Below are 20,643 nucleotides of genomic sequence, written 5' to 3'. Positions count from 1 at the left end.
TTGTTGCAGCCTCGGGATATCCGATGGTGGCAATGCTACGGCTGCTGTATCGATCTGCTGGTCGGTCAGAGCCCCTCGAATTGGATTCGCTCCGGCGGAGTTCCGGTTTCGAGGAGGCGGTCGACCGTGGTTTGGACCATGGCCGGGGAGCCGCAGACGAGTACTTGGTGTTCGAGGAAAGCGCCGTGGGAGCCGAGGACTTCGGCGAGGGTGCCGTAGAGCAGGTCGTCGGGTGCGAAGCCGATGTCGACGCGGGACTGCTCGTACCAGTCGTCGACCCAGCTCGGATCCTCCGGGTTCTCCACCACCGGAATCACCGTGAGCCAAGGCAATTCGGCGGCCAGCAGGTAGAGCATGTCCGAGGCGTACAGGTCGCGGGGGGAACGCCCCCCGACGAAGAGGTAGGTGGGCGGCGGCGACGGCTTGCGCGCCAGCTCGAGGATCTGAGCGCGCATGGGCGCCAGTCCCGTACCGCCCGCGATCATCACCACCTCGTCGCCGTCGGGGTCGACCCAGAACCCGCCTGCCGGAGCGCCGATCCGCCACTCGTCGCCCGGCTGGGTGTCGGCGACGATCGCGGCGCTGCACCAGCCGCCAGGCACCGTGCGCACGTGGAACTCCAGTTTGCCGTCCAGAGACGGCGGCAGCGCGGGGGACAGCCTGCGGCGCACGCCGGGATGCTGCGGCACCCGGACTTCGACCGACTGTCCGGCGGCGAACGGCACGAACTCTCCGATCAGGCGGATCACCGCGAGATCGTGTCGCAGGCGATGATGGCCGACCACGGTCGAAGTCCACTCCGGCGCCTGATGACCATTGCCGAGCATGCTCGGATCCCCCAACGGGGCCTCCTTCTTACACAGGGTCGCAGCTGATGTTCTGCTCCGGCGTGCCGACCGCGATGAGCGCGCGCCGGGTGTCCGCGATCATCCGGGCCGAGCCGGCGATCTGGATCTGCCGGTCTTCCCACGCGCCGAAGCTCGCGACCACGGCGCCAAGGTTACCGATCAGGCGCCGGTGCATGCCGTACGGTGCGTCCTGCGGCGGATGCGGGTACCACCACGGGTTGGTCTTCTGCTCGCACACCGGAACGATGGTCAGCCACGGGTTGCTCTGCGAGAGCTGCCACATGTTCTCCACGTCGTACAGGTCGCAGGGATAGCGGCCGCCGATGAAGAAGTGCACTCGCGGGTTGATGCCGCGCTGGCCCATTTCGATCAGCTGGGCGCGCAGCGGGGCGATGCCGGTGCCCGCGCCGATCATGAGCACGTCACGGCCGCTGTCCCGGTCGACGTGCAGTCCGCCGAGCGGGCCCGCGATCCGCCATCGGTCGCCGACCCTGGTCTCGTTGACGATCGCGGGGCTCACCCAGCCGCCGCGGATCTTGCGCACGTGGAACTCGATCTCGCCGTACGGGTTGGACGGGATGGCAGGAGAGAAATAGCGCCACATCTTGGGCCGCTGCGGAATGGTGACCGGCACGTACTGCCCGGCCTGGTAGGGCACCGGCCCATCGGACTGCAGGCGCACGATGGCCAGGTCTTCCAGCACGCGGCGATGGCCGACCACGGTGGCCTCCCACACCGGCTGCGACTTGTCGGAGTTGGCGCCGATGGCCATGGACGCGGAGATCAGGATGGTGATGTCGCGCCAGCCCTCCTCCAGGCTCCGATTCCACGCCGCGCCGTTGTAGACGCGGAACGCCGCCAGCAGCGCACGGCCCGCTACGTCGTAGTGCGCGGCCTCCACGCCGTACTTGCGATGGTCGCGAGCGAGTTGCTCCAGGAACTTCTGCGCGCGGTCCCAGTCCTCCAGGTGATCGAGGACGTACTGGATGGCCGTGGCGATCCGTTTGGCTTGCATCTCCATGGCCGGTGGGAACAATTCGCGCAACCGTGGGTTCTCGGCGAACAAATGTCCGTAGAACGCACTGACCAACCGCTCGGGTCCATTCGGCGACTCGATCACCGAACGAAAATTGGCGCGGACCAGCGCAGCCGAACGCGCATCCACGACGTGGAGCTTCCTTTCCCTCAGTTCTGCCCGGGGACATACCCGTTACCGGCGGTCTCCCGCCGACAAGTATCCCCGAAAATGCCGTGGTCGTGTGGGTATAAAGCGAACCTTCGCCTTCGCTGCGGCCATGCCCGTGCCGGAGACGGACTACGTCCGGCTGCGCCCGTCAGTGCCATGCGACCCGGGCAAACGGTAATCGGTGGGCAAACGGCGGATGCCGCTGACCCGTCGGGTACCGCCGTCGTGGGCGGGCCGGGCCGGATTTCCGCGTCGATGCGGGACCGGAGGATGCCGTTTCCGGCCGGTCAGGTTCCGGCGCCGGTACGCACCGCAGGCACGACCTGCTCGGTATAACGACGGATCTGCTCGACCGGTTCCCCCTCGGTCGGCCAGAAGACGAAACCGTCGATCCGCTGGTCACGGTACAGGGCGAGCAGGTCGTCGACCCAGCGCTGGGGCGGGCCCTCCAGGAAGCCGCGATCGGACCCGTCCGCGGTGATGGTGCCCGATACGTTCAGCACCCGCCGCACCGTCAGCGGATCCCGGCCCGCCGCCGCGGCGGCGGCATCGATCCGCTCGCCCGCTTCGGCGAGGAACTCCGGCGGCGCCCACGCGGCGGACGGCACCCAGCCGTCGGCGGCGCGTCCGGTGAGCTCGAGCATGCGCGGCCCGCGCGCACCGAGCCAGATGCCGGGCTCGTGTCGCGGCCGGGGGCCGGGATGCGCGCCCGCCAGGGAGTAGAAGGCGCCGGGCACCCGGACCGATCGCTCGTCGCTCCACAAGGCGCGGATCACCGCGATCGCCTCGGCCAAGGCGCGTACCGCCTCGCCGCCGGTTCGGCGCGGTCCGCCCATCCCGGCCACGGCGTCCCAGAACGCGCCGGCGCCGAGACCGAGCTGGATCCGGCCGTCGCTGATGATGTCGAGCGAGGCCACCGCCTTCGCGAGCAACGCGGGGTGGCGCAGCGGCAGGTTCGCCACGTCGGGGAAGAAGGTGATCCGCTCGGTGCGCGCGACGAGAGCGGTGATCAGCGTCCAGGTGTCCAGGAAACGGCGCTGGTAGGGATGGTCCTGGATCCCGATCAGGTCGAGCCCGGACACGTCGGCGTACACGCTCAGCTCGGCGAGCCTGCGGAAGTCGTCGGCCTCCGGGATCAGGAACAGACCGAATTGGGGCGGTCGAGTGCTCGTCACACACCTCCTGGTGGTCTCGCGGGACGCCCGGCCCGGCGTGGCGGGCCGGTGTCGCTCAGATGGCGAGCACGGTCTTGCCGCGTGCGCCGGGCGCTCCGATGACCGCGGGTCCCTCCGCGAGCGGGACGGTCGCGTCGATCGGCACGACCACGTCACCGGCGGCGACGCGCTGGATCAGCCGGGCCAGCTCCGGCGCTTTCCCCTTGGATTCGATGTTGCCCCCTTTCAGCGACCGTGCGCGCAACGCGTCCTCGTCGGCCGCGAAGGTGGTGGAGTAGACGGTGCCGCCGTCGCGGACCAGCGTGGTCAGCTCCGCCAGCGCCTCGGGCGGGCTCACCAGATCGAACAGGACGTCGATGCCGTCCGGATGCGCGGCGGCGACCTGGTCGCGCACCGGTCCCGCGGTGTAGTCCACCGTCTCGGCCGCGCCCAAGCGGGTCATCTGATCGGCGGAGTCGCCGCGTGCCGTGGCGATGACGTGCGCGCCGGCGATATTGGCCAGCTGCACCAGGAAGGAGCCGACGCCGCCGGTCGCGCCCACGATCAGCACGGTCTGGCCCGGGTGGATGTGGGTGGCGTCCACGAGGTCCTGCGCGGTCACCCCGGCCGTCGGCAGCGCGGCGGCGGCGACGGTGGTAACGCCCGGCGGGATCGGCACCAGCGTGCCGCCCTCCGGGAGCACCGCGTACTCGGCGAAACTGCCGTGGCCCACCGGCGGTGTGAGGAACTTGCCGACCACCCGGTCGCCGATGGCGAACCGGCTGACGCCCGCGCCGATCGTGGCGACCGTGCCCGCCCCGTCGACTCCGAGGATCATCGGAAAGTCGTGCGGCAGTTTGCCTTCCAGGAGGCCGGAGGCCACCTTCCGGTCGAAGGGATTCACCCCGGCCGCCTGGAGTTGGACCCGCACGGATCCGGGGCCCGGCTCGGGCATCGGCATCTCGGCCAGTTCCGGCGTCGCTCCGAACTTCCGTACCACGATCGCGCGCATCCATTCGCTCCTCGAGTCGGGGTGAAGAGTGCTGCAACAACTGACGGCCGAGGTCATCGTAGGCATCCGAAGGTCGCCGACGTGCGGAATCATCGCATCGGCGGTGTCGCGGGGCGTCGCTTTCGCCGGTGCCGGGGCGTAGCGTTCGACACGATCCGACGGCATCCGAGCGGCGTGGCGAAGAATCTGAAACTTGAGCGGAACAGACTCAACCTTTCGGACGTTGGACGGGTAGGAACGGCGCCGAGCCGAAGGCGGAGCGGGACGAAGCGACGGCTTCGGCCGGGCGAACACGCTCGGCGCCGTACGAATCGACTCGACTAGTAGGAAGGTGACTCGTGGACTCGTTCAATCCCACCACCAAGACCCAGGCCGCACTGACCGCCGCCCTGCAGGCGGCCTCCGCCGCGGGCAACCCGGAGATTCGTCCGGCGCACTTGCTGGTGGCGTTGCTGGACCAGACCGACGGCATCGCCGCGCCCTTGCTGAAGGCCGTCGGAACGGATCCGGCGGTCGTGCGCAACGAGGCACAGGCCATCGTGGACCGGCTGCCGCAGGCGACCGGCGCCACCACCACACCGCAGCTGGGCCGCGAGGCGCTCGCCGCGATCACCGCGGCGCAGCGCCTGGCCACCGAACTCGGTGACGAATACGTCTCCACCGAGCACGTGATGGTCGGTCTCGCCCAAGGCGACTCCGACGTGACGATGCTGCTCACCAAGTACGGCGCCACCGCCGACGCGCTGCGTGCGGCGTTCACCGCGGTGCGTGGCAGCGCCCGGGTGACCAGCCCCGATCCGGAGGGCAGCTACCAGGCGCTGGAGAAGTACTCCACCGACCTCACCGACGCCGCCCGCCACGGCAAACTCGACCCGGTCATCGGCCGGGACACCGAGATCCGCCGGGTGGTACAGGTTTTGAGCCGTCGCACCAAGAACAACCCGGTGCTGATCGGCGAGCCGGGTGTCGGCAAGACGGCCATCGTCGAGGGGCTCGCCCAGCGCATCGTGGCGGGCGACGTCCCGGAGTCACTGCGCGGCAAGTCCGTCGTGGCGCTCGACCTCGGCGCGATGGTCGCGGGCGCGAAGTACCGCGGCGAGTTCGAGGAACGGCTCAAGGCCGTGCTGGAGGACATCAAGAACAGCGCGGGCCAGATCATCACGTTCATCGACGAGCTGCACACCATCGTCGGCGCGGGCGCCACCGGTGAATCGGCGATGGACGCGGGCAACATGATCAAGCCGATGCTGGCCCGCGGCGAGCTGCGCCTGGTCGGCGCGACCACGCTGGAGGAATACCGCCAGCACATCGAGAAGGACGCCGCCCTGGAGCGGCGCTTCCAGCAGGTGCTGGTCGGCGAGCCGTCGGTGGAGGACACCATCGGCATCCTGCGCGGCATCAAGGATCGCTACGAGGTGCACCACGGTGTGCGCATCACCGACTCCGCGCTGGTCGCCGCGGCAACGCTGTCGGACCGCTACATCACCTCCCGTTTCCTGCCGGACAAGGCGATCGACCTGGTCGACGAGTCGGCCTCGCGGTTGCGCATGGAGATCGACTCCCGCCCGGTGGAGATCGACGAGGTGGAGCGCGCGGTGCGCCGCCTGGAGATCGAGGAGGTCGCCCTCGCCAAGGAGACCGACGAGGCCTCCAAGCAGCGGTTGGAGAAGCTGCGCGCCGAACTCGCCGACGACCGAGAGAAGCTCAATCAGCTGACCACCCGTTGGCAGAACGAGAAGAGCGCGATCGACCAGGTGCGCACGCTCAAGGAGCAACTGGAAGCGCTGCGCGGCGAATCCGAACGCGCCGAGCGCGACGGTGATCTGGGCAAGGCGGCCGAACTGCGCTACGGCCGGATCCCCGCGCTGGAGAAGCAGCTCGCTCAGGCCGAGCAGTCCTCGGCCACCGCGGGCGATGGCGAGGTGATGCTCAAGGAAGAAGTCGGCCCGGACGACATCGCCGAGGTGGTGTCCTCGTGGACCGGCATTCCGGTGGGCCGGATGCTGGAAGGCGAGACCCAGAAGCTGCTGCGCATGGAGGAGGAGCTGGGTCGCCGCGTGGTCGGTCAGACCGAGGCGGTGCAGGCGGTGTCCGACGCGGTGCGCCGGGCGCGCGCGGGTGTCGCCGATCCGAATCGCCCCACCGGCTCGTTCATGTTCGTCGGCCCCACCGGCGTCGGCAAGACAGAGCTGGCGAAAGCGTTGGCGGACTTCCTGTTCGACGACGAGCGCGCCATGGTCCGCATCGACATGAGCGAGTACAGCGAGAAGCACTCGGTGGCCCGGCTGGTCGGCGCCCCGCCCGGCTACGTCGGTTACGACCAGGGCGGCCAGCTCACCGAGGCGGTGCGGCGCAGGCCCTACACGGTGGTGCTGTTCGACGAGATCGAGAAGGCGCACCCGGACGTGTTCGACATCCTGCTCCAGGTGCTCGACGAGGGCAGGCTCACCGACGGCCAAGGCCGCACGGTGGACTTCCGCAACACCATCCTCATCCTCACCTCGAACCTGGGTGCGGGTGGTGACCAGGAGTTCGTCATGAACGCGGTGCGTTCGGCCTTCAAGCCGGAGTTCCTCAACCGCCTCGACGACGTGGTCATGTTCCACGCGCTCGACGAGGAGCAGTTGGAGCAGATCGTCGACATCCAGCTCGATCAGCTGCAGAAGCGCCTGGCGCAGCGCAGGCTGAAGCTGGAGGTCAGCGATTCGGCGCGGTTCTGGCTCGCCGTGCGCGGTTACGACCCCTCCTACGGAGCTCGTCCGTTGCGCAGGCTGATCCAGCAGGCCATCGGCGACTCCCTCGCCAAGGAGTTGCTCGCGGGCGAGGTCACCGACGGCGACAGCGTCAAGGTGACCGTCAGCCCCGACGGGGACGGCCTGATCGTCGGAAGGTGATGAGCGAGCAAGCGGCCCCGCGCGTGCGGGGCCGCTTACCCTGGAAGCCATGACCAACCCGAACGATCCCTGGGGACAGCGGCCGGAGGATGCACCGACCGAGCACCTGGGTCCGCCGGGCAAGTCCGGCTACGGGGGCCCGGCGCACACCACGGCGTATCCCGACGCGTACGGCGCCGGCGCTCCGTCGGAATATCCCCCGACGGAGCAGTACGGATCCTGGGGCCCACCCCCGACGAACGCGACGCGCGCGTTCCCGTCCTACGACTCCCAGTGGGCCGCCTATCCGGACACCGCCCCGGGTGCGGCGGGGCCGCCCGGCGGCGCGATGCCGCCCGCTGGGGGAGTGCCGCAGGGGCCACCACCGCAGCCGCCGCGGCGCAACACCGGTCTGTGGATCGCCCTCGGCATCGGCGTCGTGTTGCTCATCGGTGCGATCGGGGTGGTCTCGGGCGTGCTGCTGGGCGCAAGCGATTCCGGCTCGGCCGACACCGCGGCGGCGCCGACGACGCGCGTCACCACGAGACCGGCGCCGGGAACCAGGAACGCTCAGCCGACCCCACCGAGCGGGTTGCCCAGCGTGCCCGGCCTCGGCGATGCCGACGGGCTCGGCGCGACCATGGGCACCATCACCGCCAACGACGGGGGCACCCTGACGGTGAGTTCGGTGATGGGCAACACCATCACGGTGCGCACGGACGCCAAGACGCAGGTGATCGCCTTGTCGGGCACGAAAGTATCCGATCTCGCCACCGGTGAGCTGGTGCTGATCCAGGGCGACAAGGCCGCGGACGGATCGATCCAGGCGAAGGTCATCATCGGTACCTCGCTGCCCGGCGGCGGACGATGAGCCGCGCCGGGCGCGGCCCGCGCGAAGCGCCGGGGGTAATGACGGACCATGTCCGGCCGGGACCATTAGGCTAGGCGTCGATGACGGCAATGTGGTTCGGGTTGGCGGCGATCGCGCTCGTGGGTGCGATCGTGCTGCTGTATTTCGATCGGCTCCAGCGTCAGCGGACCGGTCACGCGCGACAGGTGTGGGCGAAGTCGCAGGGCTATACCTATGTGTCCGTGGAACCCGCGCTGCCGTCCACGTGGCGGCGGGGCGCGCTGACCAAACTGGGCTATCTCTCCGCGGTCGACGTGGTCTCCGGCATCCGCAAGGGCGAGAAGTTCGTGCTGTTCGACTTGGAGGACTCCGCGACGCTGGTCGCGGTCCGCCGCCAGATCGGTTCGGACATCGACGTGGACATGCGGCTGAAGACGGCCGCGCCGCCCAAGGACCACGATCTGGAACTGCTCGGCGCCATCGGTGATCGCGTGGTGTTCGCGACCAACCCCGAAATCGCCAGGCACGCGGTCGATCAGCGCATGGTCGCGTTCATCGAGAATCTTCCGGACTCCGTACAGATGCTCTGGAGCGAGGGCAACTGGACGCTGGGCATGCTGCTGGTCGGCACCACCCCGAAGGACTGGGAAGGCGCGATCGACGCGGTGCTGCGCCTGTCCGGCCTGCTGCACGTGCTGCCGCCGGTCAGCGAGCCGCACTTCGACGACGGCGGACCCGAGCCGGGCCGCTCCCGGCCTCGCGAGCGTCAGCGGGGCGAGAACGTCCGGGGCCCCGAGGACGACGCGGGCGACCGTCCGCGCCCGGAGGCCGAAGGCGACGAGCGGTCCGATGACGACTCCCACGCCGGCGAGCGAGCCGAGGAGCGCGGATCGGAACCGGCGCGCCGCCCGTCGCTGGCCGTCGTGCCGAACACCCGCGCCCGCGTGCGCGAGGACGACGGACCTCGGTCACATGAGGAACGCGACGAGCGCGCCGAGGGCCGGGCCGACTCCGAGTCGCGGCAGCGGCCCGCCGACCCGCCCGGTGGACCGTTCCATCCCGGCTTCCGCCCCTACCAGGGACCCGTGCCGAAGTGACCGGCCGCGCGCCCACCGCGGTCGGACCCGAGCGACTGCCATCGATCGCGCCGTCATGACCGAGCATCCCCGGCTGCCCGGCGCCACCCGCCCGGTGGCTTTGATCACCGGACCGACCTCGGGTATCGGCCGCGGTTACGCGACCCGGCTGGCCTCCCTCGGCTACGACTTGGTGCTGGCCGCCAGGGACGAGCAGCGGCTCACCGCCCTCGCGACCGAGATGGAACACCGCTTCGGTACCCGCTCGGAGCTGCTCGTCGCCGACCTGGCCGGGGCCGAGGATCGCGAGCGGGTCGCGGCGCGGCTGGCCGACGGCGTCGAATTCCTGGTGAACAACGCCGGTTTCGCGCGGTCAGGGGAGTTCTGGACATTGCCGCCCGAGCAGTTGCAGGCGCAACTGGACGTCAACGTCACCTCCGTGGTGCGGCTCACCAGGGCCGCGCTGCCGCCGATGATCGCGGCGGCCAACGGCTGCGTCGTCAACGTGGCCAGCGTGGCGGGCCTGATTCCCGGACGAGGGTCGACGTACTCGGCGTCCAAGGCATACGTCGTATCCTTCACGGAAGGGTTGGCAGGCGGATTGGCCGGGACCGGAGTCCGGGTCCAAGCCCTGTGCCCGGGATTCGTCCGCACGGAATTCCACCAGCGAGCAGGCATCGAGATGTCCTCGCTGCCGAAAGCGTTGTGGCTGAGCGTCGACCAGGTAGTCGCCGGCTCACTGCGTGATCTGGAGAAGGGCCGGGTGCTCAGCGTGCCCGGTGTGCAGTACAAAGCGCTCACCACCGTCGCCGGAATGATCCCGCGAACCCTGGGGGCCCGGCTCAATCGCGGGCTGTTCAACGCACGCGGAAGGACTTGACATGATCGACGTGATTACCAACGACAGGGACCGGCTGGCCGCGCTGGTACGCGAGCTCGCCGTCGTGCACGGCCGGGTGACCCTGTCCTCGGGCAAAGAGGCCGACTACTACGTCGACCTGCGCCGCGCGACGCTGCACCACGGCGCGGGCCCGCTGATCGGCAAGCTGCTGCGCGAACTCGTCGCGGACTGGGACTTCGACGCCGTCGGCGGCCTGACCATGGGCGCGGACCCGGTGGCGCTGGCCGTGCTGCACGCGCCCGGCCGCCCGATCGACGCCTTCGTGGTGCGCAAGGCCGCGAAGTCGCACGGCATGCAGCGCCAGATCGAAGGCCCCGATGTCGTGGGCAAGCGGGTGCTGGTCGTCGAGGACACCACGACGACCGGCAATTCGCCCCTGACCGCGGTGCGCGCGTTGCGCGCCGCGGGCGCTACCGTGGTCGGCGTCGCCACCGTCGTCGACCGGGAAACCGGCGCCGACCAGGTGATTGCCGCGGAAGGTCTGGAGTACCGGTCGATCCTCGGCTTGAAGGATCTCGCCCTGGGATAGCCTGGACGAGGTGTAAGTCTTCGAAGGTGAAGGGTCGTGTGAGTCTCCAGTGGTGAGCATTGCAGTCAACAGGAGCCGCGAGAACGTCGCGATGCTCGGAATCGGCGCTTACCGACCCAAACGCCTGGTCAGCAACGCGGAGGTCTGCGAGGTCCTGGATTCCACCGACGAGTGGATCTTCGAGCGCACCGGCGTCCGCAACCGGCGCTGGATCAGCGGTGACGAGACGCTCCGGTCGATCGCGGCGGCGGCGGGCGAGCGCGCGATCGTCAACAGCGGCGTCGACCGGTCGAAGATCGGCGCCGTGATCCTGGCCACCTCCAGCTGGCTGACCCTCACCCCGCACGGCGCGCCGCAGGTGGCCTATGACATCGGCATGAACGGCGTCCCCGCTTTCGACCTGACCTCGGGCTGCGGCGGCTTCGGATACGGCCTCGGCGTGGCCGCCGACATGATCCGATCCGGTTCCGCCGAGTACGTCCTGCTCATCGGCGCCGAGACGATGACCGTGGGACTCGACCCCACCGACCGCGGCACCGCGATGATCTTCGGTGACGGCGCGGGCGCGGTCGTGGTCGGCCCGAGCGACGAGAACGGCATTTCGCCGACCGTGTGGGGCAGCGACGGCGAGAACGCCGCGGCGATCATGCAGGACATCGATTTCCTCGAGTACATGCGGCGCGCTCAGGCCATGCAGGGGCTCGACCCGGCGGTGGATCCGGTCGGCCGGATGTCGCTGCGGATGGAGGGCCCCCGCGTGTTCCGCTGGGCCGCGGTCACCCTGCCGCGCGCGCTGTCCACCGCGCTCGAGGTCTCCGGCGTGGCCAAGGAGGACATCGAGGTCTTCGTCCCGCATCAGGCCAACGCCCGGATCAACGAGCTGATGAAGAAGAATCTCGGGCTGGCCGACGAGATCCCGATGGCCAACGACATCGAGAACACCGGAAACACCTCCGCCGCCTCCATTCCGCTCGCGATCGAGGAAATGCTGGTCACCGGCAAGGCCAAGGGCGGGCAGACGGCGTTGCTGCTCGGCTTCGGCGCGGGGCTGAGTTACGCGGGACAAGTCGTCACGCTGCCGCCCGCGCCCGCCGAGCCGAGCTTCTGACCGTGCGGCCGTTCCGAGCCGGATATCTCGCGGCGGCGGCGCTCACCGTCTTCGGCGCCGTCACCGGGCGGGAGAAGGCGCAGTGGATCGCGAAGCCGCTGCTGATGCCGCTGCTCGCGGCGGACGTGGCCACCGAAGGCAGAGAGCTGCCGTCCACCGAGCGCACGGTGCTGATCGGGTCGCTGGGCGCGGCGACGGTCGGCGATATCCTGCTCATCGATCCGGACGACGACCGCAGGCTGATCGCGGGCGCCTCGTCGTTCGCGGTGATGCAGGCCGGATACGCCGCGCTGTGGTGGCGGATGGGTGGCAGGCCCACCGCCGGGGTGGCCGTACCGCGGGTGGCCGCCTGGCTGGGTGCGGCCGGGTTGCTGCGGAAGAAGGCCCCTTCGGTGGCCGCGCCGCTGACCGCGTACGGCGTCACCTTGGGTACCGCGGCCGTGCTCGCGTCGGACCCTGCGCTGGCGCCCGCCACGAAAAATGTTGCGGGAGTGAACATTCCCGGTACCGATCCGCGCAGCCGCCTCGGCATCGGAGCGCTGCTGTTCACCGTCTCGGACGGGCTGATCGTGCTGCGGCGGTTGTTCGCGCGCGGCGAGCGGACTCGGCGGGTGGCCGAAGGCGTGATCCTGGCGACCTACGCGGCCGCGCAGTACCTGCTCGCCGATCCGAAAGCGCACGTGAAGCCGGTGCTCACAGCACCAGAATGATGCGATCCCGGTTCGCCGGGTCGACGCGGATCGAGAGGATCTCGCCGACCGCGAGCCGGGGTTTGTCGGCCGGGGTGGCGTCGAAAACCACAGTGCCACGGTAACTCTCGGAGCCCGGTACGGTCAGTTCCAGATCCAGCTCGGTGAGCTCCGTGTAATGGTCGGTGCGCTCGAGCGGGTGCACGCCCTCGACGGTCGCCCAGCCCTCCAGCCCGTGCCGCCACAAGCGGCGATCCGCCTTGGACGGCCGTCCGGCGAGCATCATCCCGATGCCGACGCACGAACCGAACAACCCGACCAACGCCACGATCTGATACGGAACCGTCCCCGGCGGCGTCCGATGCACCACCCACCCCAACCACAGCGCCAGCAGGATCAGATACCCGGCGGTCACCCCGAGCACCGTGCGCAGTATCCGCTCGTGATCCATACCAGCCTCCACCCCGAGTGCCAGACCTCCAGGATAGGCCCGGAACGGGCGGTGGAAAGCGCTATCGGCCCGCTCGGCTGCTGGTCAGCGCGGGGAGGTCGATTGTGATCGGGGTTCCGGCAATGTCGACTGTCACGGTGCCGGATTGTTCGGCGACGAGTTCGTAGTCGCGGCCGATGAGGTGGTAGGCGGCAAGGCTTGTGGGTTTGTCGAGGTCGATCAGCCAGTAGTATTCGATACCCGCCTCGGCGTACTCGAAGAATTTCGTCACTCGATCGGTACGTCGTGAACCGGGCGACAGAATCTCCACGGCGAGCAGCACGTCGGCCGCATCATAGCGCGGCAGGTTGGCCTCGATACCAGCTTCGGGCACCACGAGAATGTCCGGAACTCGGATGGTCGGCACCGAGCCTGCGTCGATCACCACTTCGGTATCGGCCAGCACGCCGTGGGTGTCGGGCAGTTGCGGTTCCAACTGCGGGCCCAGCCGCAAGACAGCGCGCTGATGTTGCGACACCGGCTTCGGTGACACGACCAGAACCCCCTCGACAAGCTCGTAATTTCGGCTGCTGTCCTCCGGCAGCGCAATCCAGTCCTCCAGGGTCAGCAGATGATCAGGCCAGTTCACGTCGACGGTCATCGCTTCCTCCCCTCCCCGCACGGATACCGCGTTGGGGCCAGTCTGGCATAACGTGCCGACAAACCACAGCGCCGTCAGCCCTTGAGTCGCAATACCGCCAGGACGCGGCGGTGGTGAGTGTCGGAGGGCGGTAGGTCGAGCTTGAGGAAGATGTTGCCGATGTGCTTTTCCACCGCCCGCTCGGTGACGGTCAGCGCGGCGGCGATGGCGCTGTTGGACAGGCCTTGGGCCATCAGCTCGAGCACCTCGCGTTCGCGCGGGGTGAGGCGGGCCAGCGCATCCTGCTGACGTGAGGCGCCCATCAATTGACTCACCACCTCCGGGTCGAGCGCGGTCCCTCCGGTGGCCACGCGGTGCAGCGCGTCCACGAAGTCACGGACGTCGGCGACCCGGTCCTTGAGCAGGTAGCCGACGCCGCTCGCGCCACCGGCCAGCAATTCCGTGGCATAGCGGGTCTCGACCCACTGGGAGAACACCAGTACGCCGGTCATCGGGTATTTGCGGCGCAATTCGATGGCGGCCAGAAGCCCCTCGTCGGTGTAGCTGGGCGGCATCCGCACGTCCACCACGACGACGTCGGGGTTATGTGTGCCGACCACGTCGGCGAGAGTGGTCGCGTCGCCGACCATGGCGACCACCTCGTGGCCGCGTTCGGTCAGCAGCCCGGCGAGCCCGTCGCGCAGGATGGCGCTGTCCTCGGCGATCACCAGGCGTAGTCCGTCACTCATCGTGACCCCGCCAGCGGCAGCAGAATCGTCACCACCGTCGGCCCACCGGCCGGGCTGTGCACGGTCAGCGTCCCGTCCACGGTTCGGGCCCGCGCCGCGAGGCCGGACAACCCGCTGCCCGCGCCGAGCGCGCCGTCGACGGGCGTCATCACTCCGCCGATACCGTTGTCCCGCACTGTTACCGCGATCGTCCCCCCGTCACCCGGCAACGCCGAGACCCACGCGCTGGTGGCCCGCGCGTGCCGCACCACGTTCGTCAGCAATTCGGCCACCGAGAAATACGCGATCGCTTCGATGGCCGGAGTAGGTCGTTCGGGCAGATGCACCCGCAGCTGCACCGGCACCGAGCAGCGCGCCGCCAGCGTCTCCAGCGCCGGTCCGAGCCCCAATTCCAATGCGGGCGGGTGGATTCCGCGCACCAGTTCGCGCAGTTCGGTCAGCGCCTCCTTGGAACCCGCGCGCGCCTCGGCGATGAGGTCGCTGGGATCGCCACCCGCGGCCAGCCGATCCTCCGCACGGCCCAGCGCCATCGCGATGGTGACCAGTCTGGCCTGAGTACCGTCGTGCAGGTCGCGTTCCAGTCTGCGCAGCGTGGCCGCGGAGTCCTCGACGGCGGTGCGCCTGCTCTCCTGCAACTCGGTCACTCGGCGATCGCGGGTCGTCGCGCCGAGCAGCGCGATCGTCAACAGCCCGTGCAACCAGCAGACGCCGCGCAGCAGCCAGGGCAGCGCCAGGCAGCCGAGTACCCCCACCAGTGCGAACGCCAGCACTTTCGGCCAGCTGTCGAGGTAGAGATCGCCGAACTGGACCATCGACTGGTGCTCGACACCGTTCTCGTCGACATTCGTCGGGTGGATCAGTGCCCATGGGATCGGGGAGAGCGCGGTGAACATGGTCATCGCCACCGCGACGAGCACCAGGTAACCCACCGCGACGCCGAGCACCGCCTGAGCGAGCAGGAACAATGCCGCTCGCCATGCCGCCCGATCGGTGAAGGCGCTGCGGAAGAATCCGATCAGGCCGGACGCGGGTGCGAACGGCGGGGGCGGCGCGACGACGATGCCGAGCAGATCTTTGGCCAGGGCGCGGTAGATCCGGCCCCACAGCCGTCCGCCGAGCAGCACGCCTGCCAGCACCGGCAGGCCGATGACGGTGATCGCGAGATACAGCCCGCCGCCGAAGCCGAGGAACAGGTAGGCGACGGCCAGGCAGCCCAGCACGAAAACGGTGAGAACGTAGACGAGTTCCTTCCAGAACCGGGCGCGCACGGGTGCGAGCAGGACCGATCGAAGGACATGCTCTTCCGGTTCCGGCGCACTGGCCGGCGCGTCGAGCACGAGGGTCGGTTCGGTTTGTGTCTCGGTCATGGAATCCATGGTGGTCGCGGCGATTCCGGGGGTCGATGGAGCCGACCGCCGAAAAAGTGGTGTAGGCAGCCACACCTACTACGATCCTGCTGATGAGCTACCCGCCGCAGCCGCCGCCGTACGGCTATCCAGCCTATGGGGCCTACGGAGCACCGGACCACCCGCAATCCACCACGATCTTGATCCTGGGCATCCTGAGTCTCGTGCTGTGTCAGTTCATCGGACCTTTCGCGTGGGTGATGGGCAAGCGGGCGCTCAACGAGATCGACGCGTCCGGTGGAACCATCGGTGGCCGGGGGAATGTCAACGCGGGATATATCTGCGGCATCATCGCGACCGGGCTGCTGTGCGTGAGCCTGCTGTTCCTGCTGTTGATGTTGGTGCTCGCCCTGGTCGGCGTGTTCGCGGGAAGCTCGTCCGGCTACTGAGCCACGCGTCGCGGGCGCGGTGCCCGGAATTAGCATCATGAAGGTGAGTCACCCAGCGCCGGACGCGGCGGAGCAGGATCTACCCGGCCCGACGGAGTGGGGCGAGCACCCCAACGGCGTCGGTCCGTGGGCGAGCGAGCACGCCGAGCCGCCGCCGGATGATCCGCGCCTCGATCCCGAACTGCTGGCCGGTGGCGACCGCCGCAACGTGGTCGACGCCTACCGCTACTGGAGCCGCGAGGCCATCGTGGCCGACATCGACCGGCGCAGGCACCCGTTCCACGTCGCGATCGAGAATTTCGGGCACGACGCGAACATCGGCACGGTGGTCCGCACGGCGAACGCCTTCGCCGCCGCGGCCGTGCACATCGTCGGGCGTCGGCGCTGGAATCGCCGGGGCGCCATGGTGACCGATCGCTACCAGCACATCCGCCACCATGCCGACATCGGCGAACTGCTGGCGTTCAGCGAGCGCGCGGGCCTGACCGTGGTCGCCGTCGACAACGTTCCGGGTTCGGTGCCGCTGGAGACGGTCACGCTGCCGCGCGCGTGCCTGCTGCTGTTCGGCCAGGAAGGCCCCGGTGTCACCGACCACGCCAAGCAGGCCGCCGTGATGACGGTGTCGATCGCGCAGTTCGGCTCGACCCGCAGCATCAACGCGGGTGTGGCTGCCGGGATCGCCATGCACGCCTGGATCCGGCAACACGCCGATCCGGCGACCGCATGGTGAGTGCCGGACCCGCGCTCGATCGTCTGAGCTGGCGATCTTCGCCCCCGGAACCCCACCGGCACGATTGCACATCGCTTTCGTAACAAATCGGGCGCATAAATGCGTTCTGGCCTGGCACCATTGACCCATGACCTCGCGGAGCGACGATATCGAGGTGCCGAGCGTGGAGCACGCCGAGACGGGCTCCGCGGCACCGCGTCCGCCGGCCGGCCGGGCACCGGCGGGCCGGGAGGCCGTCGCGCCGGCGACGCTGTGGTCCGAACGGGCCGATATGGCCGAATCGTCGATCATCTCCCGGCATCTGCGCGCGCTGTGGGCGCTCCCCGGCACCGAACTCGGTGTGGTCGGCTGGCCGGCGACCAAGCGGGAGCGAATCTTCGGCGCGTGGCACTACTGGTGGCAGGCGCATCTGATCGAGTGCGCGACCGACGCCGCGAATCGGGCGCCGACTCCGCTGCGCCGCAGGCGAATCGCCGCGCTGGCGCGCTCACACCGCATCCGCAACATCACCGGCTGGACCAACCGTTACTACGACGACATGGCCTGGCTCGCCATCGCGCTGGAACGCGCCGAGCGCACTCAGGGCACCGACGTGCGCAGTGCGCTGGTCGCGCTGGAGAAGCAGCTGCACGACGGCTGGCAGCCGCAGGTCGGCGGCGGACTGCCCTGGCGCATCGGTTCGGACTACTTCAACGCGCCCGCGAACGGTCCCGCCGCGATCGCGCTGTTGCGCCTCGGGCGCGTCCAACGCGCTCGAGAGATGTCCGACTGGCTGGACGCGACCCTGCGCGATCCGGAGACCGGGTTGATCCTGGACGGCATTCACCTACCATCCGGCGAGATCGAGCGTCCCGTGTTCAGCTACTGCCAGGGTGTGGCGCTCGGCCTGGAGACCGAGCTCGCCGTGCAGACCGGCGAGCCCAGGCACACCGAACGCGTGCACCGGCTGCTCGCGGCCGTCGAGGAACACATGACCACCGACGGTGTGGTCGACGGTGGTGGCGGCGGCGACGGCGGCCTGTTCAACGGCATCCTGGCCCGATATCTGGCGCTGGTCGCGGTGATGCTGCCGGGCGAGGACGCCCAGCGAATCGCCGACCGCCGCGCGGCCGCCGCTATCGTCACCGCGTCCGCCGAGGCGGCGTGGGCGAACCGGCTGCAAGTCGAGGGCGAGCCACTGTTCGGGCACGACTGGGGCAAGCCCGCGCGACTGCCCGGCGGCAGCGCGGGAGCTGGTTACCTCACCTCCGGCGGCTCGGTCACCTCGTCGAAAGTGCCGGGACGCGACATGTCGGTGCAGTTGTCCGGCTGGCTGCTCATGGAGGCGGCCTACCAGGTCAGCGCCGCTGGGCTGTGACCGAGTATCAGCCCTCGGGCTCCAGCACGGCGCTCGGAGCCGTTTCCAGCGCGAAGTCCTCGGCGGGCTGCGACATCTCCTGCCGGTAGTGCCGCACGCCGAGCGCCGTCCCGATGATCAGGCCCACCACCAGCGTGCCGATCACGATCGGCATCAGCCATTGCACGCGCTGCAGGAAGCTGCCCGCGTAGTACCCGATGAGCAACAGCACCGGCGCCCAGACGATCGCGCCGATCGTGCTGGCGACTGTGAACTTGCGGTGGTCCATCCGCGCGGCGCCTGCCACCGAGGGGCACAGGGTGCGCACCCACGGGATCCACCGGGCGATCAGCACCGCGACGAAGCCGTGCCGATGCAGCAGTTCCGCGACGCGTTGCAGGTTGCGGACGTTGATGTATCTGCCGTTCTTCCTGGCCACCAGGTGTCGTCCGGTGCGGTGCCCGATGACGTAGCCGACCTGATTGCCCGCGATGGCCGCGACCATCGCGCCCACCGACAGCGCCCAGACGTGCGTCTCACCCGAGGCGTGCGACGCCATCACGATGCCCGCGGTGATCAGCATCGAGTCACCGGGCAAGAACAGCCCGAGGATCACCGCGCACTCGAGGAAAACGAAGGTCAGCACCACCGTCCAGACGAGCGCGGGGCCCGCCGACAGTAGCGGATCGAAACTGCCCACGGCTAGGGGCGACGATTCCGTCGTCACCGGCTTCAGCGGGTGGACTCGCTGGTCGAGGCGGGCAGCTTCGCCTCGGCCTGCTCTCGCGCCTGCGCATTGCGGCCGAGCAGCTTCTTCGCCACCGCGCTGATGCCGGGCAGGATCGATACGAAGACGATGAGCAAGAAGATCGCCTCGACGTGGTCCCGGATGAACGCGACGTTGCCCAGGAAGTAGCCGAGCACGGTGACACCGCCGCCCCACAGCAGCGCGCCGACGATGTCGAACGCGACGAACTTGCGGTAGTCCATCTTGGAGACACCGGCCAGCACCGGCATGAAGGTGCGCACGATCGGCACGAAGCGGGCCAGGATGATCGTCTTCGGCCCGTGCTTTTCGAAGAACTCGTGCGTTTGCGTCACGTAGTGCTTCTTGAAGAAACGGGTGTCCTCTTTGTGGAACAGCGCGGGCCCGATCGCCCGGCCGATCCAATACGCGCACTGGTCTCCCGCGAACGCGACCAGGACGACGGCGGGCACCAGCACCCAGATCGACACCGGCGGATTCGGCTGCGCGGCGAGCAGGCCGCCGGTGAACAGCAGCGAGTCGCCGGGCAGGATCGGGAACAGCAAGCCGGTCTCGATGAAGACTATGACCAGGATGGCCGGCAGCACCGCGTCCTTCAGCCACGTCTCCGTGAGCAGGTGCATCGGATCGAGCAACTCGGTCAACGCGAGGTTACTCGTCACCGATTCTGTCGCTGCCTGCAGAATCACGTGGCCTCCTGTCCCGATACGGCTGGCCTGCATCGCTTGCCACCGCGTCGGAAGCTGCCAGCGCAAATTACCGGCCCCACAGTACCGGCTCCACCTGAAAAAGCTCGTGCTGTGCGCAAAATTACCGGCGGGTCAACTGCGCACTCCCTCCCTGCATACCAGGCGAAACACCGCTGCCTTAGGGTGAAGGCTGACAAAATAGGTCTTTGCCGCACAACACGGAGGTCTTACAGTGCCCATCGCGACTCCGGAGGTCTACGCCGAGATGCTCGGTCGGGCCAAAGCCAATTCCTTCGCATTCCCGGCCATCAACTGCACGTCGTCGGAGACGATCAACGCGGCCATCAAGGGTTTCGCGGACGCGGGCAGCGACGGCATCATCCAGTTCTCCACCGGCGGCGCGGAATTCGGCTCCGGCCAGGGTGTGAAGGACATGGTCACGGGCGCGGTGGCGCTGGCCGAGTTCGCGCACGTGGTCGCGGCCAGGTACGACGTGACCATCGCGCTGCACACCGACCACTGCCCGAAGGACAAACTGGACACTTTCGTCCGTCCACTGCTGGCGATCTCCCAGGAGCGGGTCAACGCCGGCCAGAACCCGCTGTTCCAGTCGCACATGTGGGACGGTTCCGCGATTCCGATCGACGAGAACCTCGAGATCGCCAAGGAGCTGTTGAAGGCCACCCACGCCGCGAACATCATTCTCGAGGTCGAGATCGGTGTCGTCGGCGGTGAGGAGGACGGCGTCGAGGCCGAGATCAACGAGAAGCTCTACACCTCGCCGGAGGACTTCCAGAAGACCATCGACGCCCTCGGCGCGGGCGAGAACGGCAAGTACCTGCTCGCGGCCACCTTCGGCAACGTGCACGGCGTGTACAAGCCGGGCAACGTGGTGCTCAAGCCCGAGGTGCTCGCCGAGGGCCAGCGCGTCGCGGCGGCCAAGCTCGGCCTCGGCGCCGACGCGCAGCCCTTCGACTTCGTCTTCCACGGCGGTTCGGGCTCGCTGAAGTCCGAGATCGAGGACTCGCTGCGCTTCGGCGTGGTGAAGATGAACGTCGACACCGACACCCAGTACGCGTTCACCCGGCCGGTCGCCGGGCACATGTTCGCCAACTACGACGGCGTGCTGAAGATCGACGGCGAAGTGGGCAACAAGAAGGCCTACGACCCGCGCAGCTACCTGAAGAAGGCCGAGGCCTCGATGTCGGCGCGTGTGGTGGAGGCGTGCAACGACCTGCACTCGGCCGGACGCTCGATCAGCGCCTGACCCTGATACACCCGT

21 protein-coding genes are annotated in these 20,643 nt (G+C 68.9%); 11 read left to right on the top strand and 10 right to left on the bottom strand.

Translation table 11 applies throughout. The annotated features are described in order from the left end of the window. Positions 1-65: 65 nt before the first annotated feature. The 4 genes from ACFV2O_RS00835 to ACFV2O_RS00820 all read right to left on the bottom strand — a co-directional run bounded on the left by ACFV2O_RS00835 (position 66) and on the right by ACFV2O_RS00820 (position 4,200). On the bottom strand, positions 66-827 hold the full coding sequence (locus ACFV2O_RS00835; RefSeq protein WP_355072103.1) for an FAD-binding oxidoreductase: 762 nt from the start codon (positions 825-827) through the stop codon (positions 66-68). Between the two features lie 28 nt (positions 828-855). Further along, positions 856-2,013 (bottom strand): FAD-binding oxidoreductase, encoded by a 1,158-nt coding sequence (locus tag ACFV2O_RS00830; RefSeq protein ID WP_379249197.1) that lies wholly within the window; start codon positions 2,011-2,013, stop codon positions 856-858. Between the two features lie 308 nt (positions 2,014-2,321). Beyond that, positions 2,322-3,209, bottom strand: coding sequence for an LLM class flavin-dependent oxidoreductase (locus tag ACFV2O_RS00825; RefSeq protein ID WP_379249195.1), 888 nt, complete (start codon positions 3,207-3,209; stop codon positions 2,322-2,324). 55 nt (positions 3,210-3,264) lie between these two features. Beyond that, complete coding sequence (locus tag ACFV2O_RS00820; RefSeq protein WP_379249193.1) at positions 3,265-4,200, bottom strand: NADP-dependent oxidoreductase; 936 nt, start codon at positions 4,198-4,200, stop codon at positions 3,265-3,267. Positions 4,201-4,538: 338 nt separating this feature from the next. Between ACFV2O_RS00820 and clpB the strand changes: the two genes are divergently transcribed. The 7 genes from clpB (at position 4,539) to ACFV2O_RS00785 (ending at position 12,247) form a co-directional block, all read left to right on the top strand. Next, a complete protein-coding gene (clpB, locus tag ACFV2O_RS00815) occupies positions 4,539-7,094 on the top strand; it encodes an ATP-dependent chaperone ClpB (RefSeq protein WP_379249191.1) in 2,556 nt (851 codons plus the stop codon). A gap of 49 nt (positions 7,095-7,143) precedes the next feature. Further along, positions 7,144-7,944: a DUF5666 domain-containing protein gene (locus ACFV2O_RS00810; RefSeq protein ID WP_355071506.1), complete on the top strand. Its 801-nt coding sequence runs from the start codon at positions 7,144-7,146 to the stop codon at positions 7,942-7,944. Between the two features lie 80 nt (positions 7,945-8,024). After that, positions 8,025-9,020: a hypothetical protein gene (locus tag ACFV2O_RS00805; RefSeq protein WP_356962849.1), complete on the top strand. Its 996-nt coding sequence runs from the start codon at positions 8,025-8,027 to the stop codon at positions 9,018-9,020. 55 nt (positions 9,021-9,075) lie between these two features. Further along, positions 9,076-9,879, top strand: coding sequence for an SDR family NAD(P)-dependent oxidoreductase (locus ACFV2O_RS00800; RefSeq protein ID WP_356962847.1), 804 nt, complete (start codon positions 9,076-9,078; stop codon positions 9,877-9,879). 1 nt (position 9,880) lies between these two features. Continuing rightward, on the top strand, positions 9,881-10,429 hold the full coding sequence (pyrE, locus tag ACFV2O_RS00795) for an orotate phosphoribosyltransferase (protein ID WP_355071509.1): 549 nt from the start codon (positions 9,881-9,883) through the stop codon (positions 10,427-10,429). A 49-nt stretch (positions 10,430-10,478) separates the two neighbouring features. Continuing rightward, positions 10,479-11,537, top strand: coding sequence for a beta-ketoacyl-ACP synthase 3 (locus ACFV2O_RS00790; RefSeq protein WP_379249188.1), 1,059 nt, complete (start codon positions 10,479-10,481; stop codon positions 11,535-11,537). Positions 11,538-11,539: 2 nt separating this feature from the next. Then, positions 11,540-12,247, top strand: a complete 708-nt coding sequence (locus ACFV2O_RS00785) for a lysoplasmalogenase family protein (protein ID WP_379249186.1) — start codon at positions 11,540-11,542, stop codon at positions 12,245-12,247. Here the strand turns inward: ACFV2O_RS00785 and ACFV2O_RS00780 are convergent. The 4 genes from ACFV2O_RS00780 to ACFV2O_RS00765 all read right to left on the bottom strand — a co-directional run bounded on the left by ACFV2O_RS00780 (position 12,231) and on the right by ACFV2O_RS00765 (position 15,412). After that, positions 12,231-12,677, bottom strand: coding sequence for a hypothetical protein (locus tag ACFV2O_RS00780; RefSeq protein WP_355071515.1), 447 nt, complete (start codon positions 12,675-12,677; stop codon positions 12,231-12,233). The genes ACFV2O_RS00785 and ACFV2O_RS00780 overlap by 17 nt on opposite strands. A gap of 61 nt (positions 12,678-12,738) precedes the next feature. Beyond that, positions 12,739-13,317, bottom strand: a complete 579-nt coding sequence (locus ACFV2O_RS00775) for a Uma2 family endonuclease (RefSeq protein ID WP_379249184.1) — start codon at positions 13,315-13,317, stop codon at positions 12,739-12,741. 74 nt (positions 13,318-13,391) lie between these two features. Further along, the gene (locus ACFV2O_RS00770) at positions 13,392-14,045 is read right to left on the bottom strand and encodes a response regulator transcription factor (RefSeq protein WP_355071518.1); all 654 of its coding nucleotides are present in this window, start codon (positions 14,043-14,045) and stop codon (positions 13,392-13,394) included. Continuing rightward, positions 14,042-15,412 carry a sensor histidine kinase gene (locus ACFV2O_RS00765; RefSeq protein ID WP_379249182.1) on the bottom strand — a complete coding sequence of 457 codons (1,371 nt, stop codon included), beginning with the start codon at positions 15,410-15,412 and terminating at the stop codon, positions 14,042-14,044. Before ACFV2O_RS00765 ends, ACFV2O_RS00770 begins: the two co-directional genes overlap by 4 nt. 92 nt (positions 15,413-15,504) lie before the next feature. On the opposite strand from ACFV2O_RS00765, the gene ACFV2O_RS00760 reads away from it, so the two are divergent. The 3 genes from ACFV2O_RS00760 (at position 15,505) to ACFV2O_RS00750 (ending at position 17,927) form a co-directional block, all read left to right on the top strand. Beyond that, the gene (locus ACFV2O_RS00760) at positions 15,505-15,840 is read left to right on the top strand and encodes a DUF4190 domain-containing protein (protein ID WP_356962841.1); all 336 of its coding nucleotides are present in this window, start codon (positions 15,505-15,507) and stop codon (positions 15,838-15,840) included. 37 nt (positions 15,841-15,877) lie between these two features. Continuing rightward, positions 15,878-16,570 carry a TrmH family RNA methyltransferase gene (locus ACFV2O_RS00755; RefSeq protein WP_355071522.1) on the top strand — a complete coding sequence of 231 codons (693 nt, stop codon included), beginning with the start codon at positions 15,878-15,880 and terminating at the stop codon, positions 16,568-16,570. Between the two features lie 271 nt (positions 16,571-16,841). Beyond that, the gene (locus ACFV2O_RS00750) at positions 16,842-17,927 is read left to right on the top strand and encodes a glycoside hydrolase family 76 protein (RefSeq protein ID WP_379250092.1); all 1,086 of its coding nucleotides are present in this window, start codon (positions 16,842-16,844) and stop codon (positions 17,925-17,927) included. 7 nt (positions 17,928-17,934) lie between these two features. Here ACFV2O_RS00750 and ACFV2O_RS00745 read toward each other — a convergent pair whose 3' ends face one another. Both ACFV2O_RS00745 and ACFV2O_RS00740 read right to left on the bottom strand, forming a co-directional pair. Then, on the bottom strand, positions 17,935-18,633 hold the full coding sequence (locus tag ACFV2O_RS00745; RefSeq protein ID WP_355071523.1) for a DedA family protein: 699 nt from the start codon (positions 18,631-18,633) through the stop codon (positions 17,935-17,937). A 5-nt stretch (positions 18,634-18,638) separates the two neighbouring features. After that, positions 18,639-19,295, bottom strand: coding sequence for a DedA family protein (locus tag ACFV2O_RS00740; RefSeq protein ID WP_379250090.1), 657 nt, complete (start codon positions 19,293-19,295; stop codon positions 18,639-18,641). Between the two features lie 298 nt (positions 19,296-19,593). Here ACFV2O_RS00740 and fbaA point away from each other — a divergent pair, with 298 nt between their 5' ends. After that, positions 19,594-20,628, top strand: coding sequence for a class II fructose-bisphosphate aldolase (gene fbaA / locus ACFV2O_RS00735; RefSeq protein WP_364424668.1), 1,035 nt, complete (start codon positions 19,594-19,596; stop codon positions 20,626-20,628). Positions 20,629-20,643 lie beyond the last annotated feature (15 nt).

Origin of the sequence: Nocardia sp. NPDC059691 (genome assembly GCF_042733915.1) — a bacterium.
Lineage (GTDB): Bacteria > Actinomycetota > Actinomycetes > Mycobacteriales > Mycobacteriaceae > Nocardia > Nocardia sichangensis.
The sequence above is the reverse complement of the archived record's forward strand: the minus strand, read 5'-3'. Positions and strand labels throughout refer to the sequence as shown.

Coding starts and splice junctions, on each gene's coding strand:
- ACFV2O_RS00770 (WP_355071518.1), bottom strand. CDS start 14,045: ATGAGTGACGGACTACGCCTGGTGATCGCCGAGGACAGCGCCATCCTG.
- ACFV2O_RS00820 (WP_379249193.1), bottom strand. CDS start 4,200: ATGCGCGCGATCGTGGTACGGAAGTTCGGAGCGACGCCGGAACTGGCC.
- ACFV2O_RS00765 (WP_379249182.1), bottom strand. CDS start 15,412: ATGACCGAGACACAAACCGAACCGACCCTCGTGCTCGACGCGCCGGCC.
- ACFV2O_RS00755 (WP_355071522.1), top strand. CDS start 15,878: ATGAAGGTGAGTCACCCAGCGCCGGACGCGGCGGAGCAGGATCTACCC.
- ACFV2O_RS00760 (WP_356962841.1), top strand. CDS start 15,505: ATGAGCTACCCGCCGCAGCCGCCGCCGTACGGCTATCCAGCCTATGGG.
- ACFV2O_RS00835 (WP_355072103.1), bottom strand. CDS start 827: ATGCTCGGCAATGGTCATCAGGCGCCGGAGTGGACTTCGACCGTGGTC.
- ACFV2O_RS00775 (WP_379249184.1), bottom strand. CDS start 13,317: ATGACCGTCGACGTGAACTGGCCTGATCATCTGCTGACCCTGGAGGAC.
- ACFV2O_RS00740 (WP_379250090.1), bottom strand. CDS start 19,295: ATGCACCTGCTCACGGAGACGTGGCTGAAGGACGCGGTGCTGCCGGCC.
- ACFV2O_RS00810 (WP_355071506.1), top strand. CDS start 7,144: ATGACCAACCCGAACGATCCCTGGGGACAGCGGCCGGAGGATGCACCG.
- pyrE (WP_355071509.1), top strand. CDS start 9,881: ATGATCGACGTGATTACCAACGACAGGGACCGGCTGGCCGCGCTGGTA.
- ACFV2O_RS00750 (WP_379250092.1), top strand. CDS start 16,842: ATGGCCGAATCGTCGATCATCTCCCGGCATCTGCGCGCGCTGTGGGCG.
- ACFV2O_RS00800 (WP_356962847.1), top strand. CDS start 9,076: ATGACCGAGCATCCCCGGCTGCCCGGCGCCACCCGCCCGGTGGCTTTG.
- ACFV2O_RS00780 (WP_355071515.1), bottom strand. CDS start 12,677: ATGGATCACGAGCGGATACTGCGCACGGTGCTCGGGGTGACCGCCGGG.
- ACFV2O_RS00805 (WP_356962849.1), top strand. CDS start 8,025: ATGACGGCAATGTGGTTCGGGTTGGCGGCGATCGCGCTCGTGGGTGCG.